The organism is Paracoccus sp. SY (genome assembly GCF_002901215.1).
Lineage (GTDB): Bacteria > Pseudomonadota > Alphaproteobacteria > Rhodobacterales > Rhodobacteraceae > Paracoccus > Paracoccus acridae.
In genome coordinates, this window is record NZ_NWMQ01000046.1 from 1 (window position 1) to 22,708 (window position 22,708).

A 22,708-nucleotide genomic window follows, 5' to 3' on the forward strand; every position below is an offset into this window, starting at 1 on the left:
CGGTAAACCAGGGGCGGTTCATCCCGGTGCGGGTGCCAGGAACGAGGCCCTGCGCGCCATCGGACGCGTGGGCCGCACGATCTGTCGTCGCTGGAGCGGCTATCATCGCCGCAGCCGCGTCGAAATATGAGCCGGGCCAGAAAACGATCCGGTGGATCGTTTTCCCGGCGATTGGATGAATTGCATGAAGCTGCTCGGGCAGAAGCTCATGTCCCGCGATTTCGATCGTCAGACCGCCGAACTCCAGGTCCGCATCGCCATCCTCATTCGGACTCCTGTTGGAAACCTCCGTGTTCTTCACCTCCCTTTTTGCCAGCGGGAACAACTCCCTGCCGCCGGAGTTTCTGTGCCATGGGACGATCAGTCACCAGGGCGAGAGTTGTGTCGGTCTGGCAGAAGCTTGCGAGTGCAATCGCAGTTCTGGCGGTCGCAATGTTCGTGGCCCATGGTGCAGCGGCCAAAGGCACACCTCCCCACGATCATTCTGTTGCCCACGCCGCAACATCGCTCATCGCAGGTCATACTGCTGCTGAGCCGGAAGGGACCCATGAGCATTCTTCAGCGGTCAGCCACAAGCATGGCACTGCCAACGACGGAACTGCTGCCTGCTGTGGAGAAGCATGTCTGCTGGCGCTGATGCCGGACATTGATACTCACCTGAGCAAGCCTTGGGGTGTAAGGTCGAGATCCCTGCTCCGTGTCTCTTCATTGTCAGGACACGACCCTGATGGGCTGCGTCGTCCTCCACGGCTTCTTCATCGGATCTGATCGCATCTCCCCGCGAGTGGAGCGCCAGACCTGATCGTAAGGTCGGTGCCATTATCAAACCTTGCATGGACGGATTGCGATCAGTGAGCGCGAGGATTTTGCCTCGCGTCCCCGATGGCGGTGAGACTGGCGCTGCACTTGCCGCCTCCTGTTCCGGCGCTTTGGTAATGGAGAAGCCACATGCACCATATATCCCCCGAAATGCAGAGCTGCATTGACGAATGTCAGCGATGCCACAGCACGTGCCTCAGCACAGCCCTGAACCATTGCCTGGAGGCGGGCGGCCGGCATGTCGAGCCGAAGCATTTCCGGCTCATGATGGCATGTGCCGAGATCTGCCAGACCTCGGCCAACGTCATGCTGATGGGCAGCGATCTTCACAAGCACACCTGCGCGGTCTGCGCTGAAGTCTGTGAGGAATGCGCCCGAAGCTGCGAGGAGGTCGGCGACATGCAGGAATGCGTCGATGCCTGCCGCCGGTGCGCCGAAAGCTGCCGGAAAATGGCCGCCTGATCGTTACAGAAACCATTCACATCAAAGGAGAACCCTTATGCGTAAGTTCAAGTCAGCCCTCATCTTCACCGCCCTTCTTGCCGCGCCCGCGGCTCTCGCTCAGGAGAGCGGAACCGCAGAGCATGCGGGGCACACAGCGGAACAAGGAGGCTCCACGACGGACCTTTCGATCCTTCCCCAAGGTTGCCGGGACGCAATCCAGCAGTCAGGAATGTCGGAGATGATGCACGGCATGGACATGTCCGGCATGATGGGCGGCATGGAAGGAATGGATGAGGCCCAGAAGGCCTCCATGGCTGCCATGATGAAGATGAATGTCCCGATGATGGCCACGCACACCATCAAGGACCCCGACCTTGCCTTCCACTGCGGCATGATCGCGCATCATGCTGGTGCCATCGCCATGGCGGAAGTGGAGTTGAAGTATGGCGACGACGAGGAGTCGAAAGCGATGGCTCGGAAGATCATCGACGCTCAAGGACCGGAAATCGAGGAAATGACGGCCTGGGTCGAGAAGAACACGGACCAGCAGTAAGCACCCTGGCCGCCGGGGCTTGAAGCCGCGGCGGCCTTGATGACCGCAAGGATGTCATGCTGGCTCCACCAGAGCGGTCCGGAAAGATCCGAAACGCGAGGCGTTCATCATGGCGCCTGAGGCGACGGTTTTCCGCTTCACAAGTTCTTCTTGACCTTCCAGCGACAGGAAGGTGCAGGACGATTGCAGGCGACTCTTGGTTAGCTTCCAGACGAGGTACATGATGGCCAGCAAGAGCAAAAACCAACACCGAGCCTCCCTCCACAGGGAGAGCAGTTCTCGCAGCGGCGACCCGCAGCATCACCATCACGGGCATGTTCACTCCGACCATCATGGGGCGGGGCATTTGCATGCCCCGGCGGCGGCCCCGGTAGACAGTGCACATCAGGTCAAGGACCCGGTCTGCGGCATGATGGTCGATCCCCATACGACGCAGCACAAGGCAGAGCACGCCGGTCGGCCTTATTACTTCTGCTCGGCAGGGTGCCGCGCGAAATTCCTGGCAGAGCCGGACCGCTATCTTGATCCCGCCGCTGCGGCGGCAAAAGCCGAACCCGTACCTGAGGGGACGATCTACACCTGTCCCATGCACCCTGAGATCCGGCAGGTCGGACCAGGGTCGTGCCCAATCTGCGGCATGGCATTGGAGCCCCTGCTGGTCAGCCTGGACGCCGAGCCCAATCTCGAACTGATCGACATGCGCCGTCGCTTCTGGATCGGGTTGGTGCTGACGGTTCCTGTGTTCATCCTGGAGATGGGCGGCCACCTCATCGGGCTCGATCACCTTGTCAGCCAGCGAAGCTCGAACTGGATCCAGCTGATCCTGGCGTCGCCGGTTGTGCTTTGGGCGGGGTGGCCTTTCTTCCAGCGAGGCTGGCAATCGCTGGTCACGCGCAACCTGAATATGTTCACCCTGATTGCCATGGGCACGGGCGCGGCGTGGATCTACAGCGTCATTGCTACACTCGCGCCCGGCATCTTTCCTGATGCCTTCCGCCAGCATAACGGCTCGGTTGCGGTCTATTTTGAGGCTGCAGCGGTCATCACCGTGCTCGTGCTGCTGGGGCAGGTGCTGGAACTGCGTGCCCGAGAGAGCACCAGCGGTGCCATCCGCGCGCTGCTCGACTTGGCCCCCAAGACCGCCCGACGTATCCACGAGGATGGGACCGAGGATGAGGTCCAGCTCGATGCCGTCCAGGTTGGCGACCGCCTTCGGGTCCGGCCCGGCGAGAAGGTGCCGGTGGATGGTGAAGTGATCGACGGCCGCAGTGCGGTCGATGAATCAATGGTGACGGGCGAGTCGATGCCGGTGACAAAGGAGGTCGGCTCAAAGGCCATTGGCGGGACCATGAACCAGTCCGGCGCCCTGGTGATCGAGGCACGCAAGGTTGGCCGCGACACCATGCTGTCGCAGATCGTCCAGCTTGTCGCAGAAGCACAGCGCTCGCGCGCCCCGATCCAGCGGCTTGCCGACCAGGTGTCAGGCTGGTTCGTGCCTGCGGTGATCGTCGTTGCCCTCATCGCCTTCATCGCATGGTCGATCTGGGGCCCGGAGCCGCGGTTCTCCTTCGGTCTCGTTGCCGCCGTGTCCGTCCTGATCATCGCCTGTCCCTGTGCGCTCGGGCTTGCGACGCCCATGTCGATCATGGTCGGCGTCGGCCGCGGCGCTCAGGCTGGCGTCCTCATCCGGAATGCCGAGGCCTTGGAACAGATGGAAAAGATCAACACCATCATCGTCGACAAGACCGGAACCCTGACCGAAGGGCGGCCTGCCGTCACTGCGATCGTTCCGGCCACTGGTCACGCCGAGGCAGAGATGTTGCGCCTTGCCGCCAGCGTCGAGCGGGCGAGCGAGCATCCGCTGGCGATCGCCATCGTTCGTGCCGCAGAGGAACGAGAGATTGCGCTCGTGCCGGTTGCGGACTTTGACTCACCCACCGGAAAAGGCGCACTCGGCACTGTGGAAGGACGCCGCATCGCCCTTGGCAACGCGAAGTTCCTGGCCGAGCAGGGGGTCGATGTCGCGCCCTTGGCGGAGCAGGCTGACAGTCTGCGCGAGAGCGGGGCGACGGCGATCTTCATGGGCGTTGATGGGCAGGTAGCGGCCATCTTTGCCATTGCGGACCCGGTCAAGGCATCAACGCCGGAGGCGCTTGCCGCGCTGAAAGCGCAAGGCATCCGCGTGGTCATGCTCACCGGCGACAACTGGACAACGGCCAAGGCCGTCGCGCGCCAGCTCGGCATCGATGAGGTCGAGGCGGAGGTTCTGCCGGATCAGAAGAGCGAGGTCGTGCAGCGGCACAAGGCGGCGGGGGAAGTCGTGGCCATGGCGGGAGACGGGGTCAACGACGCCCCGGCACTCGCAGCAGCCGATGTCGGCATTGCGATGGGCACCGGCACCGACGTGGCCATGGAGAGCGCGGGGGTCACGCTGCTCAAGGGTGATCTCACCGGCATCGTGCGGGCGCGGCGGCTGTCGCAGGCGGTCATGCGCAATATCCGTCAGAACCTGTTCTTCGCTTTCATCTACAACGCGCTCGGTGTGCCGGTCGCGGCCGGCGTTCTGTATCCCTTCTTCGGCATCTTGCTGTCTCCAATCATCGCGGCCGCCGCCATGGCGCTGTCGTCGGTCAGCGTGATTTCAAATGCGTCCCGGCTGCGGGGAGTGAAGCTGTGATGCTTGAGAGGCGGCCAAAATCGATCGTCAGCGCCTTCGACGGGCGGCATCATGTCGCAACCTGGCCCGTCCGCTTTCAGGTGTCATTGCCCTGCACGACGTGGTGTGATGACAGCAGTACCGGAAAATGGCCCCTCTCCTGCCGCATGGGCGGGAGGAAAGCCTGAGCCGGTCCAGAGGAAGAAAACGAACGGTCTGATGAAGACGGGTGGGACAAGGGGCATGAGGCCAGGCGACTTCTGGAGGCAGTGGCTCGCGGACGCATTGCTGCTTGTAGCTTTCGCCGCCCTCGCTCTTCAGGCTGGAGCCCACTTTCTGCGGGCAGAGCACATGATCCATGCCGAGCCAGCCATCGCCGCTGCCCTGGATCAAGGCTGCGATCACTTCCATGCTGCTGCAGAATGTGTCCGGCCGATCTCGAAAGATATGGAGGCATCTGGCGGCAGCGCGCCGGCTTCGCAGGGCGATTGCTGCAATCAGTTCTGCACGATCATTGCCCTTCTGCCCGAAGGCGTACGGGCCAATCCGCTGCCCGGTGGGGAGACCTGCCTCGGCATCTTGATGGACCGCCTGGGGCAGACACCCGAGGGTATTCTGCGGCCGCCTCAGTCACCCATCGCTGCATGAAGGCGTTCGGGGGCCAATAGGTCCACGCCCTCTGGCGGCTTCGACCGGCAGACGGCAACGCCATCCAACCATCAACAATTACCGGGACCGCGCGACCGCTGTGTGGCGCCTTCTCGTCAGCATGGATGAATAGCAATGAAACGAACTGTAATCGCCCTTTCCCTTGGCCTGGCAGCAGGGCTGCCCGCTGTTGCCCTGACCCAAGCCGGGCATGATGCCCACCACCCTGCTCAGCAGCATCAAGGACAGGCCATACCACCCGCCACGCCGACAATGCCCATGTCTGGCATGCCGGAGCAATGCCGGACCATGATGCAGGCCATGCCGGCCGAGTGCATGAGCGCCATGCAGCAAATGATTCAGGGCAGGATGATGCACGGTGCAGCCGACGCGCCGAAAGCCGCCAAAACGGCGGCCGACGCCGGGGACGCCCCAGAGTTCACCGGCGCCTATGTGGAGGCCATGGACGCAATGCACGGGCCGATGATGGAAGGTGTCATGGCTGATGACCCTGATACGGCCTTCGTGCGGGGCATGATCCCGCATCATCAGGGCGCAATCGACATGGCCCGGATCGTGCAGCAACACGGCGATGATCCGCAAACCAAGGCATGGGCCGAGCAGATCATCGCGGCGCAGGAGCGCGAGATTGTCGAGATGGAAGCCTGGCTGAAGGAGAAGGCCCGCCTCGAGGCTATCGACTTCGGCCAGACCGGCGGCACCGTCTGGTCTGCCGATGAAGGCGGCAGCTCGATCAGCGCCATCGACCTGAGCTCCGGGACCGTGACCACGACGCCGATCCCGGTGGCGCCTCATAACGTCGATCTGACGCCGGACGGGCGCTTCCTCCTGGCCGTCGGCACCCCGGCCAGTGGCGATCACGGCGACGGGCACGATCATGCGGGCGGCGATACCGCGGGCCTTCTGGTGATGCTCCATCCGAGGGATCTGTCGAAGCCTGCGGCCACGGTCGAGGTCGGAGCGCACCCGGCTCATGTGGTGGCTGACCGCCAGGGGCGCGCCTTCGTCTCGCTGTCGGCCAGCGACGAGGTCGCGATTGTTGATCTGGCGCGGGGCGCTGTCACAGCCCGCATTGGCACGGGCGCCTATCCGCATGGGCTGCGCCTCAGCCCCGACGAAACCGAGCTGTATGTCGCCAATGTTGAGGATGGCTCGGTTTCGGTCATCGACACGGCCCACCTCACCGAGGCGGCACGCATTCCGGTGGGCGCGGCGCCGGTCCAGGTCGGCTTCACGCCTGACGGCGGACGGGTCTATGTCTCGCTGCGCAACGAGAACCGCGTGGCGGTGATCGACACCGCCACGCGCGAGGTCACGGGCAGGATCGAGGTCGGTCCCAATCCGATCCAGATGATCGCCACCCCCGATGGCAGGCAGGTCTACGTCGCCAACCAGGGGACCGAGGCCGCGCCGAACGACACCGTGTCGGTGATCGACACGGCGACCGGTGACGTTGCCAGGACGCTGAAGACCGGTCCTGGAGCACATGGTGTGTCGGTTTCGGCGGACGGCGCCTTCGTGTTCGTGACCAACATTGCGGATGACAGCGTCTCGGTCATCGATGTCGCGCGCCAGGAGGTCGTCGGATCGGTGCCGGTGGGCGATCGCCCGAACGGCATCGTTCACGGGCCGTCGAACTGACCTGATCGCAGAGGTTGGCGCCGGGTTTCCCGGCGCCAATCCGAGCTACAGCTCATCGAACCAAGCCTCTCCGGCAGCGCTCGCGCGCCTCTTCCTCCGCGCGAGCCAATCAAAGGAAAGACATCATGCGAACTGTTCTTCTCGCGGCGGCTGCCGCGATCGCCACAGGCGGTGCCTGGTGGCTCTGGGGCCAATCCGATGCAATGCCGGCCGAAGAGGGCGAGGCTCTTGTTGATGTAACCCTGCCGGCCACGCTGTCATCCGAGGCCAAAGCCGGTCGGCAGGCCTTCGCCGCCAAATGCGCATCCTGCCACGGCACCGATGCCGGGGGGCGGGCGGGGATTGCGCCACCGCTCATCCACAAGATCTACGAACCGAGCCACCACGGCGACATGGCTTTCGTCCTGGCCGCACGCAACGGGGTGCGTGCCCATCACTGGCCATTTGGAAACATGGCCCCGGTTCCGGGGCTCACAGACCCGGAGTTGGCCGGGATCATCCGTTTCGTGCGCGAGGTTCAGGTTGCGAACGGTATTCGCTAAATCGCCGAACTTGGGCATCCTGACCGTGATCAGGGGCGTGTCCCGGCTGCGGCCTTTCCGTGTCCCTGGTCAGCGTACAGGTGACATCCTTCGGGCCAAGGGAGGACTCCAATGAATATCGCCCAAGCTGCGCGTGCGTCAGGTCTCACCTCCAAGACGATCCGCTACTATGAAGACATCGGCCTTGTGACCCCCCAACGCGAGTCAAACGGCTATCGCTATTTCAGCCCTGCTGATGTTCACCGACTGCGCTTCCTGAGCCGTGCACGACAGCTCGACTTTTCGTTGCAGGATTGCCGTGATCTTCTGATGCTGAACGAAGACACGAGCCGCAGCAGTGCTGACGTGCGCGAGATCGCTACACGTCATCTCGTGCATGTCGACGAAAGGCTGGCTGATCTGATGCAACTGCGGACGGCTTTGCAGCAGCTTGTCCAGAGCTGTGCCGGCGATGGGAGGCCAGATTGCTCGATACTCGATGCACTGGCAGGAGATTGCACTCCCCGGAACGGGGCCTAGCCATTATTCCGCTCGGCCTGGATCGCGCGTATCCGGTCAGGCCAAGTCGACTTGATGAACCCGAGGATGGCGGCAATGTCGCTGTCCGTCAGGATCTCGCCAAAGGCCGGCATGCCGGACGTCATGGAGACCCCCAGCTCATCCAGAACTGCCTGGCCACCCCGCCGGATGTAGTCCTTCAGCATGGCATCGTCATGGTGCCAGGTGTGGCCGGATGCGTCATGCGGCGGGGCAGGAAGAACGCCGTTTGCGTCAGCAACCTGCCAGTTGGGCTGACCTTCGAGTTGGGCGCCGTGGCACGCCGCGCAATGTTGGGCATAAAGCGCGGCCCCTCGCTGGGTCCGGGCCGAAATGCTGTAGCTCCATCCTGCCCAGATGGCGATGCAAACAAGCCCCACGGCAAGCAGCGATGCAGTTGCAAAGAAAAGGGCAGACGAACGGCTTCCAGTCATGTCCGCCAGATTGTGGAAATTCACACGCAGGTCAACATCAGGAAGTGGTCGGGGGTCTTGACCTTCCAGTGCTGGAAGCTCCCATCTGTTCAGGCATGAGAAGAACCAAGGAAGGTGTCATGCGTCTCCATCTCCCAAACATGAGCTGCGGCGGCTGCGCCCGCAGCGTCACTCGCGCCATCCAGTCGGTCGATGAGAATGCTGCAATCGTCATTGATCAGAACCGCCGTGAGGTCGAGCTGACCAGCGATCTGCCGCGCGAGCGCTTTGCGTCCGCCCTTGCTGCAGCAGGCTTCCCCGTGGTGCCGACGGCCAGCTAAGAGCCCTCGATATTTCGCCGCCCGGTGGGGCACCCCCTCTGCCGGGCGGCGGTTGAGACGAAACCGGTACAGATCCACCCCTGATGCATGGCGCGGCACAGACCGGCCTTGCTCAAGTAAACCCCAGCGTTGCTGCTGCCAGAACAAGGTAGCGGCCAATTTTCGCGACGCTGACAAGGAGCAGGAACACCCAGAAGGACTCGCGCAGCACTCCTGCAACGATTGTCAGCGGATCGCCGATGATCGGCGCCCAAGCCAGCAGCAGCGACCATCTGCCGTAGTGGCGATACCAGTTCTCCGCTCGCGCCAGGGCGGCCGGACTCACCGGGAACCAGCGTCGGGTATGCAGCCGTTCGATCCCTCGCCCGAGAAACCAGTTGGCCACGGAGCCCAGCACATTGCCGACGCTCGCCACGGCCAGCACCAACCATGGTGGGTGATCGGTCAGAAGAAGGCTGACAACCAGGAGCTCGGATTGCACGGGGAGCAGGGTCGCTGCAGTGAAGGCCGCCAGAAACAGGCCGGTGTAAACGGCAAGATCAATCATGATCCCCTATCAGGCACGCCGAGCCGTCCACTACCGATGCAGGGTCGTCGATGGAGAAGCCTTCCTCGATGTCGAAAGAGGTCGCCGTGCAACGCTCCGATACGTTCTTCCTCCTCGGAAGAGGTAACCACCGGATAACCATCCGCAAATCGACAAGGCGTCGGATGAGCCACGGACTAGCCTTGCTGTCAATCTTGAGCCTTTCCGCGTGACCCCAACCATGCGTTTCTGCGCATCCCTGGTTGGCAGGGTCACAGGAAGCGCCTTCCATCGTTCCTCTTCACTCAGGCAGCACGCTCGACTTCGATCGTCAGATGCGAGAGGTCGTGGATATGTGAAAGCTTGGTGCGATAAGCAGCAGGCTCCAGCGGCTCCCTGGACCGGATGGCGATGATCGCGCCATGGTGACCGGGGCCAAGCTGCCAGACATGCAGATCAGTCACCTGATCCGAGCCTGTTTCGAGGGCAGCGCGGATCTCGTCCGGTAGATCCTCATCCCCGGGCACATAATCGAGCAGGACCCGGCCCGTGTCGCGGATCAGCCCCCAGGACCAGCGGGCGATCACGACGGCGCCGACAATGCCCATCATCGGGTCAAGCCAGTTCCAACCATACAGGCTGCCAAGCGTCAGCGCTGCAATGGCCAGCACAGAGGTCAGAGCATCGGCCAGGACATGCAGGTAGGCGGCACGCAGATTGTTGTCGGTCGCGTGCTCATGATGGTGACCGTGATCATGGGGGTGATGGTGATGTTCATGGCTGTGACTGTGGCCATGGCCATGGTGGTGATGCGCGTGGTCGTCGCGCAGCAGCCAGGCGCAGATCAGATTGACGATCAGACCGATAACGGCCACGGAAATCGCCTGGCGGAAGCTGATTGCGACTGGGCTGTAGAACCGCATCAGGCTTTCCCACCCGATCAGCAGTGCGATCAGAGCAAGGACCACCGCACTCGCGAAACCTGCCAAGTCTCCCATCTTGCCGGTGCCGAAGGTGAAGCGTTCATTGCGGGCGTTGCGGCGGGCATAGCGATAGGCGAGTGCGGCGATCAGCATGGCTCCGGCATGGGTCGACATATGCCAGCCGTCGGCAATCAGCGCCATCGAGCCGAAGATGCTTCCGGCGGTGATCTCAACCACCATCATCGCGGCGGTGATGGCTATGACCAGCCACGTCCGGCGTTCGTTCCGCTCATGATTGTCGCCAAGATAAACGTGCTCGTGCGGGCTGGCCAGGCGCGAAGCGTTGATGTTCATTTGAGATAGGTCCTGATGATGTCGATCAATTCACCTGCGGCCTCTCCGCGCGCGGCATCCTCGTCCCGGTCTGGATTGGAAACATGCTCTCGGATGTGGTCCTCGATCAGCTCTGCCGTCAGGCCGCCGACCGCGCCGCGGATGGAAGCGACCAGGTTCAGGACCTCGCCGCAGGGCGCATCAGCCTCCAAGGATCGCTCGACGGCCTCAATCTGCCCCTTTAGGCGGCGGACACGGGCCAGAAGCTTCGCCTTGTGTTTTACTGTGTGAATCATAGAATAGGGGGATACGCTATCTCAGCAGAAGTACAAAGCTGTTTTCTGCGCTGGAGGAAGGCTTGGCGGTGCCGTCATGACGACTCTTATGAGAGCGCATGGCAGGTGTCCGGTGGACGATCCACTTGCGGGCACCGCCGGGTGCTTTCCTGCAATCAATGGCTTCAGCCGGTGGTTTTCACCTGTCTGTCACAGCCAGGTCGCCGGACTGCAACATAGGGGCGGTAACAGGCACGGTGAAAGGAAGCGACAAGACCGCTTCCTCGAATGTGGAAGAGAGATATGCTTGTCAACCGCCGCCACACCCTGGGCCTGTTCGGCGCCGCCGCCGGCTCATTGATCCTGCCGCGCCACCTCATGGCGCAGGCGCCGCGCCGATCCATCACCATCGCGGTCCAGAAGATTTCCAACAACAACACGCTCGATATCTGGAACGAGCAGTCGAACGTGGGCGAGCGGGTGTTCTTCCCGAACCTCTGGGAAGGGCTGATCACCCGCGACTGGATGGGCAACCAGGGCCCGCTGCCGGGCCTCGCGACCGAGTGGAAGCGGCTGGACGACAAGACCATCGAGCTGAAGCTGCGCCAGGGGGTCCGCTTCCACAATGGCGACGAACTGACCGCCGAGGACGTGGTCTTCTCCTTTTCGGACGAACGCGTCTTCGCAGGGACCGAGCCTGCGGGGGGCAAGACACTGTATGCCGACGACTTCAAGCCGCAGACAGCCAAGGAACTGCCCGCCAACGTTCCCGGTGTCGGTCGCCGCCTGTGGCCCGCACTGCGCGGCGTCGAGGCCGTGGACAAGTACACTGTCCGCTTCCACAACGCGACGCCCGATCTCACGCTGGAAGGCCGCCTCTATGCCTACGGCTCGCAGATCGCCAGCAAGCGGGCCTGGGACGAGGCCGCCACCTACGCCGAATGGGCCAACAAGCCCGTCACGACCGGTTCCTACATGGTCGAGGAATACCTGCCCGACGTCTCGCTGACGCTGGTTGCATTCGATGACCACTGGGCCGGCTGCCCGCCTCTGGAACGCATCCGCTATGTCGAGGTCCCCGAGGTCGCGAGCCGCGTGAACGGCCTGCTGTCGGGCGAATACGACTTCGCCTGCGACCTGCCGCCCGACCAGATCGACGCGGTCGCCAACGCCCCGGGGCTCGAGGTGCAAAGCTCGACCATCTGGAACCACCGCATCTCGGTCTTCAACACCCAGAACGAGATCATGGCCGATCCGCTGGTGCGCCGCGCCATGACCCATGCCATTGACCGCCAGGCCATTGTCGATGCGCTGTGGGCCGGCCAGACGGTGATCCCGGCGGGCATCCAGTTCGAAAGCTATGCCGCCGCGGACATGTTCATCGACGGCTGGACGGCGCCGGAATACAACCCCGACCTCGCGCGCGATTTGCTGAAACAGGCGGGCTACAAGGGCGATCCCATCCCCTATTTCCTGCTGAACAACTACTACACCAACCAGACCTCGACCGGGCAGGTCCTGACCGAGATGTGGCAGCAGGCCGGGCTGAACATCCAGATCCAGATGAAGGAGAACTGGTCCCAGATCTTCGGCGGCGAAGGAGAGCGGGGCGTGCGCGACTGGTCCGCCTCGAACAACATCAACGACCCGATCACGCCGATGGTGACGCAGTTCGGCCCGAACGGCCAGGCCCAGCAGAACAAGGAATGGACCAACGACGAACTGAACCAGCTTTCCGTCGTCCTGGAAACCTCGACCGACCACGCCACCCGCAAGAAGGCTTATGCCCGGATGCTGGAAATCGCCGAGCGCGAGGACCCGGTCTATACGGTGCTGCACCAGAACGCGGTCTTCACCGGCATGAAGTCCGAACTGAACTGGAAGGCCGCCCCTGCCTTCGCGATGGATTTCCGCGCGACCAACTGGAACGTCTGACCATCCGGTCGGGGCGAGCTCATGCGTTCGCCCCGCATCTTTTCCAAAAGACAGGAGGGCGGCGGATGTCGTTTGTCTCCATCCGCGACCTGAGGGTCGCATTCGACGGCGTGCAGGTGCTGCACGGCATCGACCTGGATATCGGCAGGGGCGAGGCTGTGGGCCTTGTCGGTGAAAGCGGCTGCGGCAAGTCTGTCACATGGCTGGCGGCACTGGGGCTGCTGCCTGGCAAGGCGCGTGTTTCAGGCTCGGTCCGCATCGACGGACAAGAACTGATCGGCGCAAGCGCGTCCGGGATCGAAGCCATTCGCGGCAATCGCATTGCGATGATCTTCCAGGATCCGTCGTCGTCCCTGAACCCCGTGCATCGCGTAGGTCGGCAGATTGCGGAAAGTCTGCGGCTGCATCGCGCTCTTGGCAAAGCTGCGGCGCGATTGGAAGCGATCCGTCTCCTCGACATGGTCGGCATTCCTTCGGCCGCGACCCGCATCGACCTTTATCCGCACGAATTTTCCGGCGGCCAGTGCCAGCGGGTGATGATCGCCATGGCACTGGCGGGCCAACCGGATATGCTGATCGCGGATGAACCGACGACTGCGCTGGATGCAACGATCCAGGCGCAGATCCTCGATCTTCTGTCGAGCATCCGGCAGGAGACGGGCATGGCGATGGTCTTCATCAGCCATGACCTTGGCGCAGTGTCTGCAGTATGCGACCGCGCGGCTGTCATGTATGCTGGCCGCATCGTCGAAAATAACGGCGTTGCACAGCTGTTTGAGACGCCGAAGCATCCCTATACGCGCGGTCTTTTCGATGCGATCCCCGATCTGGACGCGGACCGCCCCCGGCTGGTGCCCATCGAAGGCACCGTGCCAGACCCCAAGAACCTCCCGCAGGGCTGCGCCTTCGCGCCTCGCTGCCCGCAGGCGTCAAATTTTTGCGCGGCCTATGTCCCTGAACTGAAGCCGCAGCCCGGAGGCGGCCGCGTTGCCTGCTTCCATCCTGGCTTGAAGGCGGCGTGCGCCCCGGAACCGAAGGCGGTGGTCGCATGAACATCCTTCTGGAAGCGCGCGGCCTCGTCCAGCAATACACCACCGGCAAGTCGCTGTTCGGCAAGCCCGCGACAGTGCGCGCCGTGGACGGCATCGACCTGTCTGTGGCAGAGGGCGAAATCCTTGGAGTCGTCGGCGAATCCGGTTCCGGCAAGTCCACCCTGGGCCGGATGCTGCTTGGGCTGGAAACGCCTTATGCTGGCGAAGTCCTATATCAGGACCAACCCATGCCCCTGCCCCGGACCGAGCATTGGCGCCGCCTTCGCGCGCAGATGCAACTGATCTTCCAGGACCCGCTGGCCGCGCTGGATCGACGCATGACCATCGCCGCCCAGATCGCCGAGCCGCTGGAGATCCACGGCCTTGCGAAAGGCGCCGATCTGGCCGAGCGGACCTGGGCGCTGATGGCCCGCGTCGGCCTGCGCCGCGATCAGGCGGATCGTTATCCGCATGAACTGTCGGGCGGCCAGCGTCAGCGCGTGGTAATTGCCCGTGCATTGGCCACCAACCCCAGCTTCCTCGTCTGCGACGAACCGGTGTCGGCGCTGGATGTCTCGATCCAGGCGCAGGTGGTGAACATTTTGCGCGACCTGCAGGAACAGGACGGGCTGACGATGGTGTTCATCAGCCACGACCTGAAGGTGGTCCGCAACATCTGCGACCGGGTGGCGGTCATGTATCTGGGCCGGGTGGTCGAGGAAGCGCCCTCGGACCGCATCTTCGCCGACCCACGTCATCCCTATACGCAGGCGCTCGTCTCCTCGATCCCCAAGGCGAGGCAGGGATTGGAGGGCCGGATCATCCTGAAGGGCGAACCGCCGGACCCCGCCGCACGTCCCCAAGGCTGCGCCTTCCACCCCCGCTGTCGCTTTGCCGACGCGGCCTGTGCCGCACGGGTTCCCGCGCTTGAAGTCCACAATGGCCGGCTTGCCGCCTGCCTGAAGCTGCCCCGCGACCAGCGGAAGGCCGCCTGAGAGTTCCCATGCTTCGTTTCACACTCGCCAAGATCACACGGGCGGCGCTGACCATCCTTCTGGTCATGACCTTCGCCTTCGTCGTCCTGCGCCTGTCGGGCGACCCCGCGCAGGTGCTGCTGGGTCCCGACGCGCCGCAGGATGCGGTTGATGCCTTTCGCGAACGCTGGGGCCTGAACGATCCGCTGTGGCAGCAATACCTCGCCTATCTGGGACAGGTCCTGAACTTCGACTTCGGCATCTCGATGCGCGACCAGTCGCCCGCCATTGACCTGGTGCTGGAACGCGTGCCGGCCACGTTGGCCCTGACCATCCCCGCCCTGATCCTGAAGATCTGCATCGGCATTCCGGCGGGCGTCTATGCGGCGCTTCATCGGGAATCCATTGCCGACCGGGGCGTGATCATGATGTCGATCTTCGGCTTCACGATCCCGTCCTTCGTCCTGGCATTGGTGCTGGTGCTGGTCTTCGCGGTCACACTGGATTGGCTGCCCTCGGGCGGGCAGGACACGTGGCGCCACGCGATCCTGCCGATCGCCACGCTGTCCATCGGCGGCATCGGCATCCTCGCCCGCTTCTCGCGTTCAGCCATGATCGAGGTGCTGGGGCAGCCCTATATCCGAACCGCGATGGCCAAGGGCCTGCCCTGGCGCGAGGTCGTCTGGAAGCACGCGCTGCCCAACGCCGCGATCCCGATCATTACCTTGGTCGGCTTCATGGTCGGCGCGCTGATCGCGGGCGCGGTCGTTGTGGAAAGCATCTTCTCCTGGCCCGGCGTCGGGCGGCTGATCGTGGTGTCAGTCTCGAACCGCGACCTCGCGGTGGTGCAATGCCTGCTGCTGGTCATCGCTGCCTCGATGGTGGTGGCCAACCTGTGCGTCGACTTCGCCTATGGCCTGCTCGACCCCCGCCTGCGCCAGAAGCGCAGCCACTGAAGAGGGAAACCGATGGCCGATACTGCAATCGCCGCCCCCTCGCCGCGCCTGCTGACCCGCGCGCGGCTGAAGATGCCCTGGATGGTCTTCCTCGCCATCACTTGGATCGCGCTGATGGTGCTGACTGCCATCTTCGCCGACTGGCTGCGGCCCTACGAGGTCACGAAGATGGACCTGTCGGCGCGGCTGGCGCCGATGGGCACGCCCGGACACTGGCTCGGCACCGACGAGCTTGGCCGGGACGTGCTGTCGCGGCTGATCCAGTCGGTCCGCGTTTCGCTGGTCATCGCTTTCGGGGCGACGATCCTGTCCGCCGTCTTCGGCACCACGCTGGGCTTCCTGGCCGCGCAGTTCCGCGGCTGGGTCGAGCATCTGGTCATGGCCCTGGCGGATTTCCAGGCGGCGCTGCCCTTCATGATCATGTCTCTGGCGGTGCTGGCCTTCTTCGGCTCGTCGATGGTGCTGCTGGTCTGCCTGATGGGCTTCTATGGCTGGGAACGCTATGCCCGCATCGCCCGTGGGCTTGCCATCTCGGCCTCGGCGCAAGGCTATGCCTCAGCGGTCGTGCAGCTTGGGGCCAAGCCCTCGCGCGTCTACCTGCGGCACATCCTGCCCAATGTCGCCTCGACCTTGATCGTGACGATGACGCTGACCTTCCCGGAAATCATCCTGATGGAGTCCGGCCTCAGCTTCCTCGGCCTCGGGGTGCAGCCGCCCGAAAGCTCGCTGGGCAACATGGTCGGCTTCGGGCGCGAATACCTGACGCGGGCGCCTTGGATCATGCTCGCCCCCTCGATGGTGATCGTGATGACGACGCTGTCGATCTCGCTTCTAGGCGACTGGCTGCGCGACCGGCTGGACCCGACGATCCGTTAACCCATTCAAGGAAAGCATTGATATGTCACAGATCATGGCTCATCGCGGGGCCCGCAACCTCTGGGCCGAGAATTCGTGCCTCGGCTTCCGCGAGACCGCTCGCCACGGCTTTGACGGGATCGAGTTCGACCTGCACCTGACCGACGCGGGCGAGATCGTGGTGATTCACGACCCGACGCTGGACCGGACCACCAACGGCACGGGCCGCACCCGCGACCTGACCCCGGACAGCCGCAGCGCCCTGCGCCTGCGCGGCCCGGACGGGGCGCTGATCGACGAGGGCGTGCCCAGTCTGGAGGAGGTTCTGGAGATCCTCGCGCCCCACGCGGAAACGGACCTTTATGTCGAACTGAAATCCGACGAGAACGGCATCCCCTATCCGGGCTTGGTCGAGCGAACCGTCGAGACACTGCGCCGCTTCGGCCTGGCCGAACGGTCCGTCCTGCACAGCTTCGACATCGCGGTCGTCCGCCACATCCGCGCCATAGCACCAGACCTGCGCCGCCTCATCTCGGTCAACCGCACCTGGGCAGACCGGCAAGGCGGTATCGCGGCGTTCCTGCGAGAGGTCGATGATCTCGTGGACATCGTCGGCATCCACTACGAGCTGTTCGAAGCCGAGTTCGACCAGATCACCCGCCTGCGTCCGCTGAAGTCCTGTTCTGTCTGGACGATCAACGAGTCCGCCCTGATCCGCCGGTGGATCGAGCGCGAGCCGGGCTTCCTCGTGTCCGACAATCCCGTGTTGCTGCGTGAGCTGATGCAGGAAGGCGTTCCGGCATGAAAGAGTACAAGGCGATCCTCTTCGACTGCGACGGCGTGTTGATCGACAGCGAGCCTTTGGGCTGCGAGGCACTTGCACGAGCCGTCAGCGCATCAGGCCTGCCCATGACCCGCGACGAAGCGACCCGCATCTTCTCCGGCAACGCCGCGCAGGCGAGCATCGCCTGGATGCGGAATGCGGGCCTCGACGCGGCTGCCGTATTCGGCGAATCCGACCGCATCCTGTTCGAGATGTTCGACCGCGACATCCCACCTGTCCAGGGGATCGAGGCGGTGCTGTCCGGCTTTGACCTGCCGATGGCGGTCTGTTCGAACTCGGCGGTCCAGCGGTTGGACCGTTCCATTGCCCGTACTCCGCTGGCGGCGCGCTTCGGCTCCCACATCTATTCGGCCGAGCACGTCGCCGCGCCCAAGCCCGCACCGGACCTCGCCCTGTTCGCCTGCGAAAGGCTGGGCGTTGCGCCGGAACAGGCGATCTTCATCGATGACAACCCGCATGGCGTCCTCTGCGCTGCCGCGGCGGGCTGCCTCGCCGTGGGCTTCATCGGCCCATCCGAACACCGCCAAGGCCACGCACAGGTCCTTCACGATGCTGGTGCTGATCATGTCGTGCACGGCATGGCCGAATTCCGTGAGCTGCTTTCCCGCCTTCTTCTTCCCCTCGCTGCCTGAATTGGACGAACAATGACCGACCTTCCCCTGCTGGGCGCTGCCCTTCCCACATCTGCGCTGGAAACCATGCAGGACTTCATCCTGTCCGAGAACCGCGACCTCGAGTTGCAGGATTTCTTCGACATCGAGTTGCTGAACGGCGACTGGAAGCCCGTGGCCGACCGCGCCAAGGCCCTGCTATCCGGCTATACTGGGCGGCTTGGCATCCACGGACCCTTCTGGGGCCTCAGCATCGCCAGCCCCGATCCCGACATGCGGGCGCTGAACGCGCGCAAATACATGCAGGGGCTAGATGTCTGCGAATACTTGGGCGCCACGCAGATGGTGATCCATTCGCCCTATTCGACCTGGGACTTCAACAACCTCGACAACTTCCCCGACCGCTCGGCCTATGACCGCGTGGTAGAATGCTGCCACCTGACGATGGACCCGGTTGTCAAACGCGCCGAGGAGATCGGCGTGACGATGGTCGTCGAGAACATCCAGGACAAGGATCCCGACATCCGCCGCATCCTGGCGGACAGCTTCAATTCGCCCGCGATGGCAGTCTCGATCGACACCGGACACGCGCATTACGCCCATGGCTCCACTGGCGCCCCGCCCGTCGATTATTACGTCCGCCGCGCCGGCAACCGTCTGGAGCATATCCACCTGCAGGATGCCGACGGCCATGCCGACCGCCACTGGACCATCGGCGAGGGGACGATCTGCTGGCCCGCCGTTTTCCGCGCACTGGACGAGTTCACCTCGAAGCCGCGCCTGATCCTAGAGCTGCGCGACAAAGCGGGCATCCTGCCTTCGATCGAGTATCTGAAGAGGCTGGGGCTGGCGCGTTAAAAAACGGAGCGGTGATCCTAAGGAAACGGCTAATCATCGCTGAGTTTCGAATAGTAACCTTGGATTGCAAAATTAACGCAAACGTCGGCATTGTTCAGGCTATCGATTGTGATGGGCGGCGGGTCGCGCAACTGCTTTCCAACCTCTTGGCCATGTCATAACAAACGGAGCGCAGCACCCATCGCTCCGTATATCAGCTGGCGCGGCCAAGGGTTTTTCGGTCTGCAGGTTTCCAATGAAAGCTAAGCGATTGCCGAGGTGACTGGTTGCAGCACCCCTTTCGTCCCCCTCGTGGGCGGAGGAAAGGGCAAATAAAGCCATATCAGGAAAGCTGACAGAACCAAAGTCAGAGTCCCCCAAGCCTGCGATCACCATAAGTGTCGGGGCAGAACCGTATGCGCTGATCAGTACGCCGTGGAATATGCCTTCCCTGCCGTGGCTCTACCACGGGGTGCGGGGCCGGCCAGTGCGCCCCGAGAGGTCCCGAGATGTTCCTCGACCCGGAGATCGGAAGCTGCCTCAATGAGCGGAACGCGACATCGTTGATCGTGCTGCACGATGGCGCAGGGCTCCATGCTGACAGCACAGATTAGTCTGTTGCCTGGTCGGCACGGTCTCACCACTTTTCTGCGCAGTGGTTCATAGTCTTCATGAAGGAATTTCACGGCCACATCCGTTGACACCTTCCGTCCGTCAGAGGACTTTGCATCCAGATCAAGGTGCCGGGGAAAGCCTCGGGTAAAAGGGAATCCGGTGAGGCCATCGCCAAATCCGGAACTGCCCCCGCAACTGTAGGCGGAGAGCCTGTCGGAAAAGCCACTGGTGCCGAAGCCGCACCGGGAAGGCCAGACAAGGCGCAGACCCGCAAGTCAGGAAACCTGCCTTGAATCGATCACCTGTTCCGGCCGCGGTGGGCGCGTCGGGAGCGGCACATCCGCAAGGTGACATCGCCGCTTCACGACATGGGTCGTGGAGAGTCATTTGGTTTCACGGCTTGTCCACTCAAGCCGCTCAGAAGGCATGTCAGGATGAGAGAAGACCTCGCGTATTCTATCAAATGCATTCGTTTCGACGACAATTACCGTCCTTCCGATGGTACCCGTGCCACGACCAACTTCGCCAATCTGGCCCGGGGGAGCAGGCGCAAGGACAATCTGCGCAACGCCCTCACGATGATCAACAACCGCTTCAACGCTCTGGCCCACTGGGACAACCCGAACAGTGATCGTTACTCGGTCGAATTGGACATCATCTCAGCCGAAGTCACCATTGGCGACGGGAGTTGGATCAACGCTTTCCCGCTGATCGAGATTTTGAAACCAACGATCTATGATCAAAAGACCGGAAAGCGGATCTGTGGCATCGCAGGAAACAATTTCTCTTCATATGTGAGAGATTATGATTTCAGCATCAGGTTGCCGCAGCACAACAAAGGCCAACCTCAATTTGCCGCACCAGAAGACTTTGGCGTTCTGCATGGACAACTCTTCAAGTGCTTTTTGGCGTCTGCTGCCTACCGGGAGCATTTCGACAAACCGCCGGTTATCTGCCTGAGCGTTTCAGGGAGCAGGACCTATCACCGGACCGAGAACAAGCATCCTGTTTTGGGCGTCGAATACCATCAGGATGAGCTCTCGTTGACAGACCTGTATTTCGAACGAATGGGCTTGCAGGTTCGCTATTTCATGCCCGCGAACAGCGCCGCGCCTTTTGCCTTCTACTTCACCGGGGACCTGCTCAACGACTACTCCCCCCTCGAACTCATTGGCACGATCAGCACGATGGACACCTTCCAGAGGATCTACCGGCCCGAGATCTACAATGCCAACTCCCCGGCAGGACGGTGCTACCGGCCAAGCCTGACGCATCAGGACTATTCGTCGACCCGGATTGTCTACGACCGCGAAGAGCGCAGCCGGCTTGCTGTTCAGCAGGGACAATTCGCCGAAGAGCATTTTATCAAGCCGTACTGGAACATTCTTCAGCAATGGTCCGCCCGACACACCGTCGCCTGATCCACCGTAAAAAGGTCAATCTATCATGAACAAGTTGCTGCCCACATCGACCGCAGGAAGCCTGCCCAAACCCTCTTGGCTGGCAGAACCGGAAAAGCTCTGGTCGCCTTGGAAGCTGCACGGCGATGAACTGACCGAAGGCAAGCAGGATGCCCTGCGCGTGGTCCTGAGCGATCAGCAGCAGGCAGGCATCGACATTGTCAGCGATGGCGAACAAACCCGCCAGCATTTCGTGACCACCTTTATCGAGCATCTGGCTGGTGTCGATTTCCAGAAGCGCGAAACCGTCAGGATCCGCAACCGCTACGATGCCAGTGTCCCAACTGTCGTAGGCGCCGTGTCCCGCCAGAAGCCTGTCTTCGTGGAGGATGCGAGGTTCCTGCGCGGGCTGACCGACCGGCCCATCAAATGGGCGCTGCCGGGCCCGATGACCATGATCGACACGCTCTACGACGCCCATTACAAGAGCCGCGAGAAGTTGGCCTGGGAGTTCGCCAGGATCCTCAATGACGAGGCCAAGGAACTGGAGGCCGCGGGCGTCGACATCGTCCAGTTCGACGAGCCGGCCTTCAACGTCTTCTTCGACGAGGTGAACGATTGGGGCATCGCGACCCTTGAAAGGGCGGCCGAAGGGCTGCGCTGCGAGACCGTCGTTCACATCTGTTATGGCTACGGCATCAAGGCCAACACGGATTGGAAGAAAAGCCTGGGCGAGGAATGGCGGCAGTACGAGCAGGTGTTTCCCAGGCTGCAAAAATCCTTGATCGGCATGGTCTCGCTGGAATGCCAGCATTCCCGCGTTCCGATGGATCTGATCGAACTTCTGCGGGGCAAAAAGGTCATGGTTGGGACCATCGACGTGGCAACGGACGTAGTCGAGACGCCCGAAGAAGTCGCCGATGTTCTGCGCCAAGCCCTTCGGTTCGTGGATGCCGACAAGCTTTATCCTTGCACCAATTGTGGAATGGCGCCGCTGTCACGCCGCACAGCCCACGGCAAGCTGGCTGCTCTGAGCGCCGGCGCCGATATCGTTCGGCGCGAGCTTTCGGCCTGACATGTGTCCGCACGCGGGTCTGTCTGGCATCGGCGAGCGCTTCAATACGTCAGCCGCGGTGGGATTGGCTCGCGTGACCCGCGCGTGGCCGGTCTCCATCCAAGACGGCCCGTTTCGGTAAGGAAAGTCGTTATGGCCGACAATAAACTGCCTTAGTTTTTCTGACCGAGTTTGTTTACTCAAACCCGCCAGGTCTGAAACGGACACGGCTGCCTGCAGCTACGGGCAAGAAACTCTCCGTTTTCTTTGCTTTGCTTTCGACAGCAGAAGGGGCTCAAGCTGTCGATAAAGACAGTTCAGCAAAGCAGACATATGCATCTATAAGGGTTTATCGCATTCGAGAGATCGCGATGCAGTAACCGGTAAGGGTAGGAACTCTGCCCTCTTTTATAGGTGTTTTATGCATAAGACGCTTCGCATTTTGGCGGCCGCAGCGGCTGTCTCCTTCAGTGTCGCGGCCACTGCTCAGGCCGCGACAGTGACGTATACCAATACCGATCCCACGCCGAAGGCACAGCTGACGATCGACGACGCGGCAGCGCCCAACACGCTGCGCTTCAGCCTGTCGACCTTGCTCGGCACTGCGGATTATCTGGGCCTTGGCTTCAACTTCGATGGCCTGCTGACCCAGGCAAGCCTGAAGCTGGTCAGTGCCACCCGACTGGACGGAACGGCCATCACACCGGCACTCGAGCTGTTCGGAGACGGCAGCACCCAAGTGAGCGACTGTGGGCCCGGCTGCAACTTCAATGGTAGCGGAAGCGCCTCGCTGTTTGACTACATTGTCCGTATCGGCAGCAACGGTGGCAATGCCAACAACTATGTCGCTTCCGTGGTGTTCGACATCACCACGACAGCTGACCTCGGCGATCTTAGCCAGTTGGCCTTCCGCGCTCAGTCGAC

Annotated in this window: 25 protein-coding genes, 1 pseudogene and 1 riboswitch; of the genes and pseudogenes, 20 read left to right on the forward strand and 6 right to left on the reverse strand. The window is 62.5% G+C overall.

Translation table 11 applies throughout. The features are described from left to right. The 3 genes and pseudogenes from CK944_RS18850 to CK944_RS18860 form a co-directional block, all read left to right on the forward strand. A pseudogene (locus tag CK944_RS18850) lies at positions 1–265 on the forward strand (hypothetical protein); the annotation flags it as partial. Positions 266–1,083: 818 nt separating this feature from the next. Further along, entirely contained in the window at positions 1,084–1,281 is a 198-nt protein-coding gene (locus tag CK944_RS23790; protein WP_205049107.1) for a hypothetical protein, read from the forward strand. A 37-nt stretch (positions 1,282–1,318) separates the two neighbouring features. Then, positions 1,319–1,816 (forward strand): DUF305 domain-containing protein, encoded by a 498-nt coding sequence (locus CK944_RS18860; protein WP_103174620.1) that lies wholly within the window; start codon positions 1,319–1,321, stop codon positions 1,814–1,816. A 54-nt stretch (positions 1,817–1,870) separates the two neighbouring features. Here the strand turns inward: CK944_RS18860 and CK944_RS23355 are convergent, their stop codons facing one another. Beyond that, positions 1,871–2,038, reverse strand: coding sequence for a hypothetical protein (locus tag CK944_RS23355; protein ID WP_158248069.1), 168 nt, complete (start codon positions 2,036–2,038; stop codon positions 1,871–1,873). A gap of 1 nt (position 2,039) precedes the next feature. Between CK944_RS23355 and CK944_RS18865 the strand changes: the two genes are divergently transcribed. The 5 genes from CK944_RS18865 to cueR all read left to right on the forward strand — a co-directional run bounded on the left by CK944_RS18865 (position 2,040) and on the right by cueR (position 7,843). Beyond that, positions 2,040–4,493: a heavy metal translocating P-type ATPase gene (locus tag CK944_RS18865; RefSeq protein ID WP_103174639.1), complete on the forward strand. Its 2,454-nt coding sequence runs from the start codon at positions 2,040–2,042 to the stop codon at positions 4,491–4,493. Positions 4,494–4,823: 330 nt separating this feature from the next. Further along, complete coding sequence (locus tag CK944_RS18870) at positions 4,824–5,120, forward strand: hypothetical protein (RefSeq protein WP_146038712.1); 297 nt, start codon at positions 4,824–4,826, stop codon at positions 5,118–5,120. Positions 5,121–5,465: 345 nt separating this feature from the next. After that, a complete protein-coding gene (locus tag CK944_RS18875) occupies positions 5,466–6,782 on the forward strand; it encodes a DUF305 domain-containing protein (protein ID WP_371411681.1) in 1,317 nt (438 codons plus the stop codon). A 125-nt stretch (positions 6,783–6,907) separates the two neighbouring features. Beyond that, the gene (locus CK944_RS18880; protein WP_103174623.1) at positions 6,908–7,324 is read left to right on the forward strand and encodes a cytochrome c; all 417 of its coding nucleotides are present in this window, start codon (positions 6,908–6,910) and stop codon (positions 7,322–7,324) included. Between the two features lie 111 nt (positions 7,325–7,435). Then, positions 7,436–7,843 carry a Cu(I)-responsive transcriptional regulator gene (gene cueR / locus CK944_RS18885; protein WP_103174624.1) on the forward strand — a complete coding sequence of 136 codons (408 nt, stop codon included), beginning with the start codon at positions 7,436–7,438 and terminating at the stop codon, positions 7,841–7,843. On the opposite strand, the gene CK944_RS18890 is transcribed toward cueR, so the two are convergent. After that, a complete protein-coding gene (locus CK944_RS18890; protein ID WP_239986156.1) occupies positions 7,840–8,319 on the reverse strand; it encodes a cytochrome c in 480 nt (159 codons plus the stop codon). The two genes, cueR and CK944_RS18890, sit on opposite strands and share 4 nt — an antisense overlap. A gap of 95 nt (positions 8,320–8,414) precedes the next feature. Between CK944_RS18890 and CK944_RS18895 the strand changes: the two genes are divergently transcribed. Further along, positions 8,415–8,615 (forward strand): heavy-metal-associated domain-containing protein, encoded by a 201-nt coding sequence (locus CK944_RS18895; RefSeq protein WP_103174625.1) that lies wholly within the window; start codon positions 8,415–8,417, stop codon positions 8,613–8,615. 112 nt (positions 8,616–8,727) lie between these two features. Here CK944_RS18895 and CK944_RS18900 read toward each other — a convergent pair whose 3' ends face one another. From CK944_RS18900 to CK944_RS18915, 4 genes are read right to left on the reverse strand one after another with little or no spacing between them, the layout of a single operon-like run. Next, a complete protein-coding gene (locus CK944_RS18900) occupies positions 8,728–9,162 on the reverse strand; it encodes a YqaA family protein (RefSeq protein WP_103174626.1) in 435 nt (144 codons plus the stop codon). After that, positions 9,155–9,433, reverse strand: a complete 279-nt coding sequence (locus CK944_RS24385; RefSeq protein ID WP_192877782.1) for a chromate resistance protein ChrB domain-containing protein — start codon at positions 9,431–9,433, stop codon at positions 9,155–9,157. Before CK944_RS24385 ends, CK944_RS18900 begins: the two co-directional genes overlap by 8 nt. Positions 9,434–9,446: 13 nt before the next feature. After that, positions 9,447–10,418 (reverse strand): CDF family Co(II)/Ni(II) efflux transporter DmeF, encoded by a 972-nt coding sequence (gene dmeF, locus CK944_RS18910; protein ID WP_103174627.1) that lies wholly within the window; start codon positions 10,416–10,418, stop codon positions 9,447–9,449. Beyond that, on the reverse strand, positions 10,415–10,693 hold the full coding sequence (locus CK944_RS18915; protein ID WP_103174628.1) for a metal/formaldehyde-sensitive transcriptional repressor: 279 nt from the start codon (positions 10,691–10,693) through the stop codon (positions 10,415–10,417). Before CK944_RS18915 ends, dmeF begins: the two co-directional genes overlap by 4 nt. A 282-nt stretch (positions 10,694–10,975) precedes the next feature. Here CK944_RS18915 and CK944_RS18920 point away from each other — a divergent pair, with 282 nt between their 5' ends. The 11 genes from CK944_RS18920 to CK944_RS18970 form a co-directional block, all read left to right on the forward strand. After that, positions 10,976–12,607: an ABC transporter substrate-binding protein gene (locus CK944_RS18920; RefSeq protein ID WP_103174629.1), complete on the forward strand. Its 1,632-nt coding sequence runs from the start codon at positions 10,976–10,978 to the stop codon at positions 12,605–12,607. Between the two features lie 65 nt (positions 12,608–12,672). Further along, a complete protein-coding gene (locus CK944_RS18925; protein ID WP_103174630.1) occupies positions 12,673–13,659 on the forward strand; it encodes an ABC transporter ATP-binding protein in 987 nt (328 codons plus the stop codon). Beyond that, positions 13,656–14,633, forward strand: a complete 978-nt coding sequence (locus tag CK944_RS18930) for an ABC transporter ATP-binding protein (protein ID WP_103174631.1) — start codon at positions 13,656–13,658, stop codon at positions 14,631–14,633. Before CK944_RS18925 ends, CK944_RS18930 begins: the two co-directional genes overlap by 4 nt. Before the next feature lie 8 nt (positions 14,634–14,641). Further along, positions 14,642–15,568, forward strand: a complete 927-nt coding sequence (locus tag CK944_RS18935; protein WP_103174632.1) for an ABC transporter permease — start codon at positions 14,642–14,644, stop codon at positions 15,566–15,568. A gap of 12 nt (positions 15,569–15,580) precedes the next feature. Further along, positions 15,581–16,444 (forward strand): ABC transporter permease, encoded by an 864-nt coding sequence (locus CK944_RS18940; protein WP_103174633.1) that lies wholly within the window; start codon positions 15,581–15,583, stop codon positions 16,442–16,444. A 22-nt stretch (positions 16,445–16,466) separates the two neighbouring features. Continuing rightward, a complete protein-coding gene (locus tag CK944_RS18945) occupies positions 16,467–17,228 on the forward strand; it encodes a glycerophosphodiester phosphodiesterase family protein (protein WP_103174634.1) in 762 nt (253 codons plus the stop codon). Beyond that, positions 17,225–17,899 (forward strand): HAD family phosphatase, encoded by a 675-nt coding sequence (locus tag CK944_RS18950; protein ID WP_103174635.1) that lies wholly within the window; start codon positions 17,225–17,227, stop codon positions 17,897–17,899. The genes CK944_RS18945 and CK944_RS18950 overlap by 4 nt, the downstream gene beginning before the upstream one ends. Positions 17,900–17,911: 12 nt before the next feature. Beyond that, entirely contained in the window at positions 17,912–18,736 is an 825-nt protein-coding gene (locus tag CK944_RS18955) for a sugar phosphate isomerase/epimerase (protein WP_103174636.1), read from the forward strand. A 700-nt stretch (positions 18,737–19,436) separates the two neighbouring features. Next, a riboswitch (cobalamin riboswitch) is annotated at positions 19,437–19,637 on the forward strand. A gap of 127 nt (positions 19,638–19,764) precedes the next feature. After that, a complete protein-coding gene (locus CK944_RS18960; RefSeq protein ID WP_103174637.1) occupies positions 19,765–20,751 on the forward strand; it encodes a DUF1852 domain-containing protein in 987 nt (328 codons plus the stop codon). A gap of 25 nt (positions 20,752–20,776) precedes the next feature. Next, positions 20,777–21,805, forward strand: coding sequence for a methionine synthase (locus CK944_RS18965; protein ID WP_103174638.1), 1,029 nt, complete (start codon positions 20,777–20,779; stop codon positions 21,803–21,805). A gap of 400 nt (positions 21,806–22,205) precedes the next feature. Further along, a partial coding sequence (locus CK944_RS18970) for a hypothetical protein (RefSeq protein WP_146038713.1) occupies positions 22,206–22,708 on the forward strand: 503 nt, incomplete at its 3' end.

Bases quoted from the DNA above. Each gene is read 5' to 3' on its own strand.
- CK944_RS23790 (WP_205049107.1), top strand. From the start codon at position 1,084: ATGATGGCATGTGCCGAGATCTGCCAGACCTCGGCCAACGTCATGCTG.
- CK944_RS18860 (WP_103174620.1), top strand. From the start codon at position 1,319: ATGCGTAAGTTCAAGTCAGCCCTCATCTTCACCGCCCTTCTTGCCGCG.
- CK944_RS23355 (WP_158248069.1), bottom strand. From the start codon at position 2,038: ATGTACCTCGTCTGGAAGCTAACCAAGAGTCGCCTGCAATCGTCCTGC.
- CK944_RS18865 (WP_103174639.1), top strand. From the start codon at position 2,040: ATGGCCAGCAAGAGCAAAAACCAACACCGAGCCTCCCTCCACAGGGAG.
- CK944_RS18870 (WP_146038712.1), top strand. From the start codon at position 4,824: ATGATCCATGCCGAGCCAGCCATCGCCGCTGCCCTGGATCAAGGCTGC.
- CK944_RS18875 (WP_371411681.1), top strand. From the start codon at position 5,466: ATGCAGCAAATGATTCAGGGCAGGATGATGCACGGTGCAGCCGACGCG.
- CK944_RS18880 (WP_103174623.1), top strand. From the start codon at position 6,908: ATGCGAACTGTTCTTCTCGCGGCGGCTGCCGCGATCGCCACAGGCGGT.
- cueR (WP_103174624.1), top strand. From the start codon at position 7,436: ATGAATATCGCCCAAGCTGCGCGTGCGTCAGGTCTCACCTCCAAGACG.
- CK944_RS18895 (WP_103174625.1), top strand. From the start codon at position 8,415: ATGCGTCTCCATCTCCCAAACATGAGCTGCGGCGGCTGCGCCCGCAGC.
- CK944_RS18900 (WP_103174626.1), bottom strand. From the start codon at position 9,162: ATGATTGATCTTGCCGTTTACACCGGCCTGTTTCTGGCGGCCTTCACT.
- CK944_RS24385 (WP_192877782.1), bottom strand. From the start codon at position 9,433: ATGGAAGGCGCTTCCTGTGACCCTGCCAACCAGGGATGCGCAGAAACG.
- dmeF (WP_103174627.1), bottom strand. From the start codon at position 10,418: ATGAACATCAACGCTTCGCGCCTGGCCAGCCCGCACGAGCACGTTTAT.
- CK944_RS18915 (WP_103174628.1), bottom strand. From the start codon at position 10,693: ATGATTCACACAGTAAAACACAAGGCGAAGCTTCTGGCCCGTGTCCGC.
- CK944_RS18920 (WP_103174629.1), top strand. From the start codon at position 10,976: ATGCTTGTCAACCGCCGCCACACCCTGGGCCTGTTCGGCGCCGCCGCC.
- CK944_RS18925 (WP_103174630.1), top strand. From the start codon at position 12,673: ATGTCGTTTGTCTCCATCCGCGACCTGAGGGTCGCATTCGACGGCGTG.
- CK944_RS18930 (WP_103174631.1), top strand. From the start codon at position 13,656: ATGAACATCCTTCTGGAAGCGCGCGGCCTCGTCCAGCAATACACCACC.
- CK944_RS18935 (WP_103174632.1), top strand. From the start codon at position 14,642: ATGCTTCGTTTCACACTCGCCAAGATCACACGGGCGGCGCTGACCATC.
- CK944_RS18940 (WP_103174633.1), top strand. From the start codon at position 15,581: ATGGCCGATACTGCAATCGCCGCCCCCTCGCCGCGCCTGCTGACCCGC.
- CK944_RS18945 (WP_103174634.1), top strand. From the start codon at position 16,467: ATGTCACAGATCATGGCTCATCGCGGGGCCCGCAACCTCTGGGCCGAG.
- CK944_RS18950 (WP_103174635.1), top strand. From the start codon at position 17,225: ATGAAAGAGTACAAGGCGATCCTCTTCGACTGCGACGGCGTGTTGATC.
- CK944_RS18955 (WP_103174636.1), top strand. From the start codon at position 17,912: ATGACCGACCTTCCCCTGCTGGGCGCTGCCCTTCCCACATCTGCGCTG.
- CK944_RS18960 (WP_103174637.1), top strand. From the start codon at position 19,765: ATGAGAGAAGACCTCGCGTATTCTATCAAATGCATTCGTTTCGACGAC.
- CK944_RS18965 (WP_103174638.1), top strand. From the start codon at position 20,777: ATGAACAAGTTGCTGCCCACATCGACCGCAGGAAGCCTGCCCAAACCC.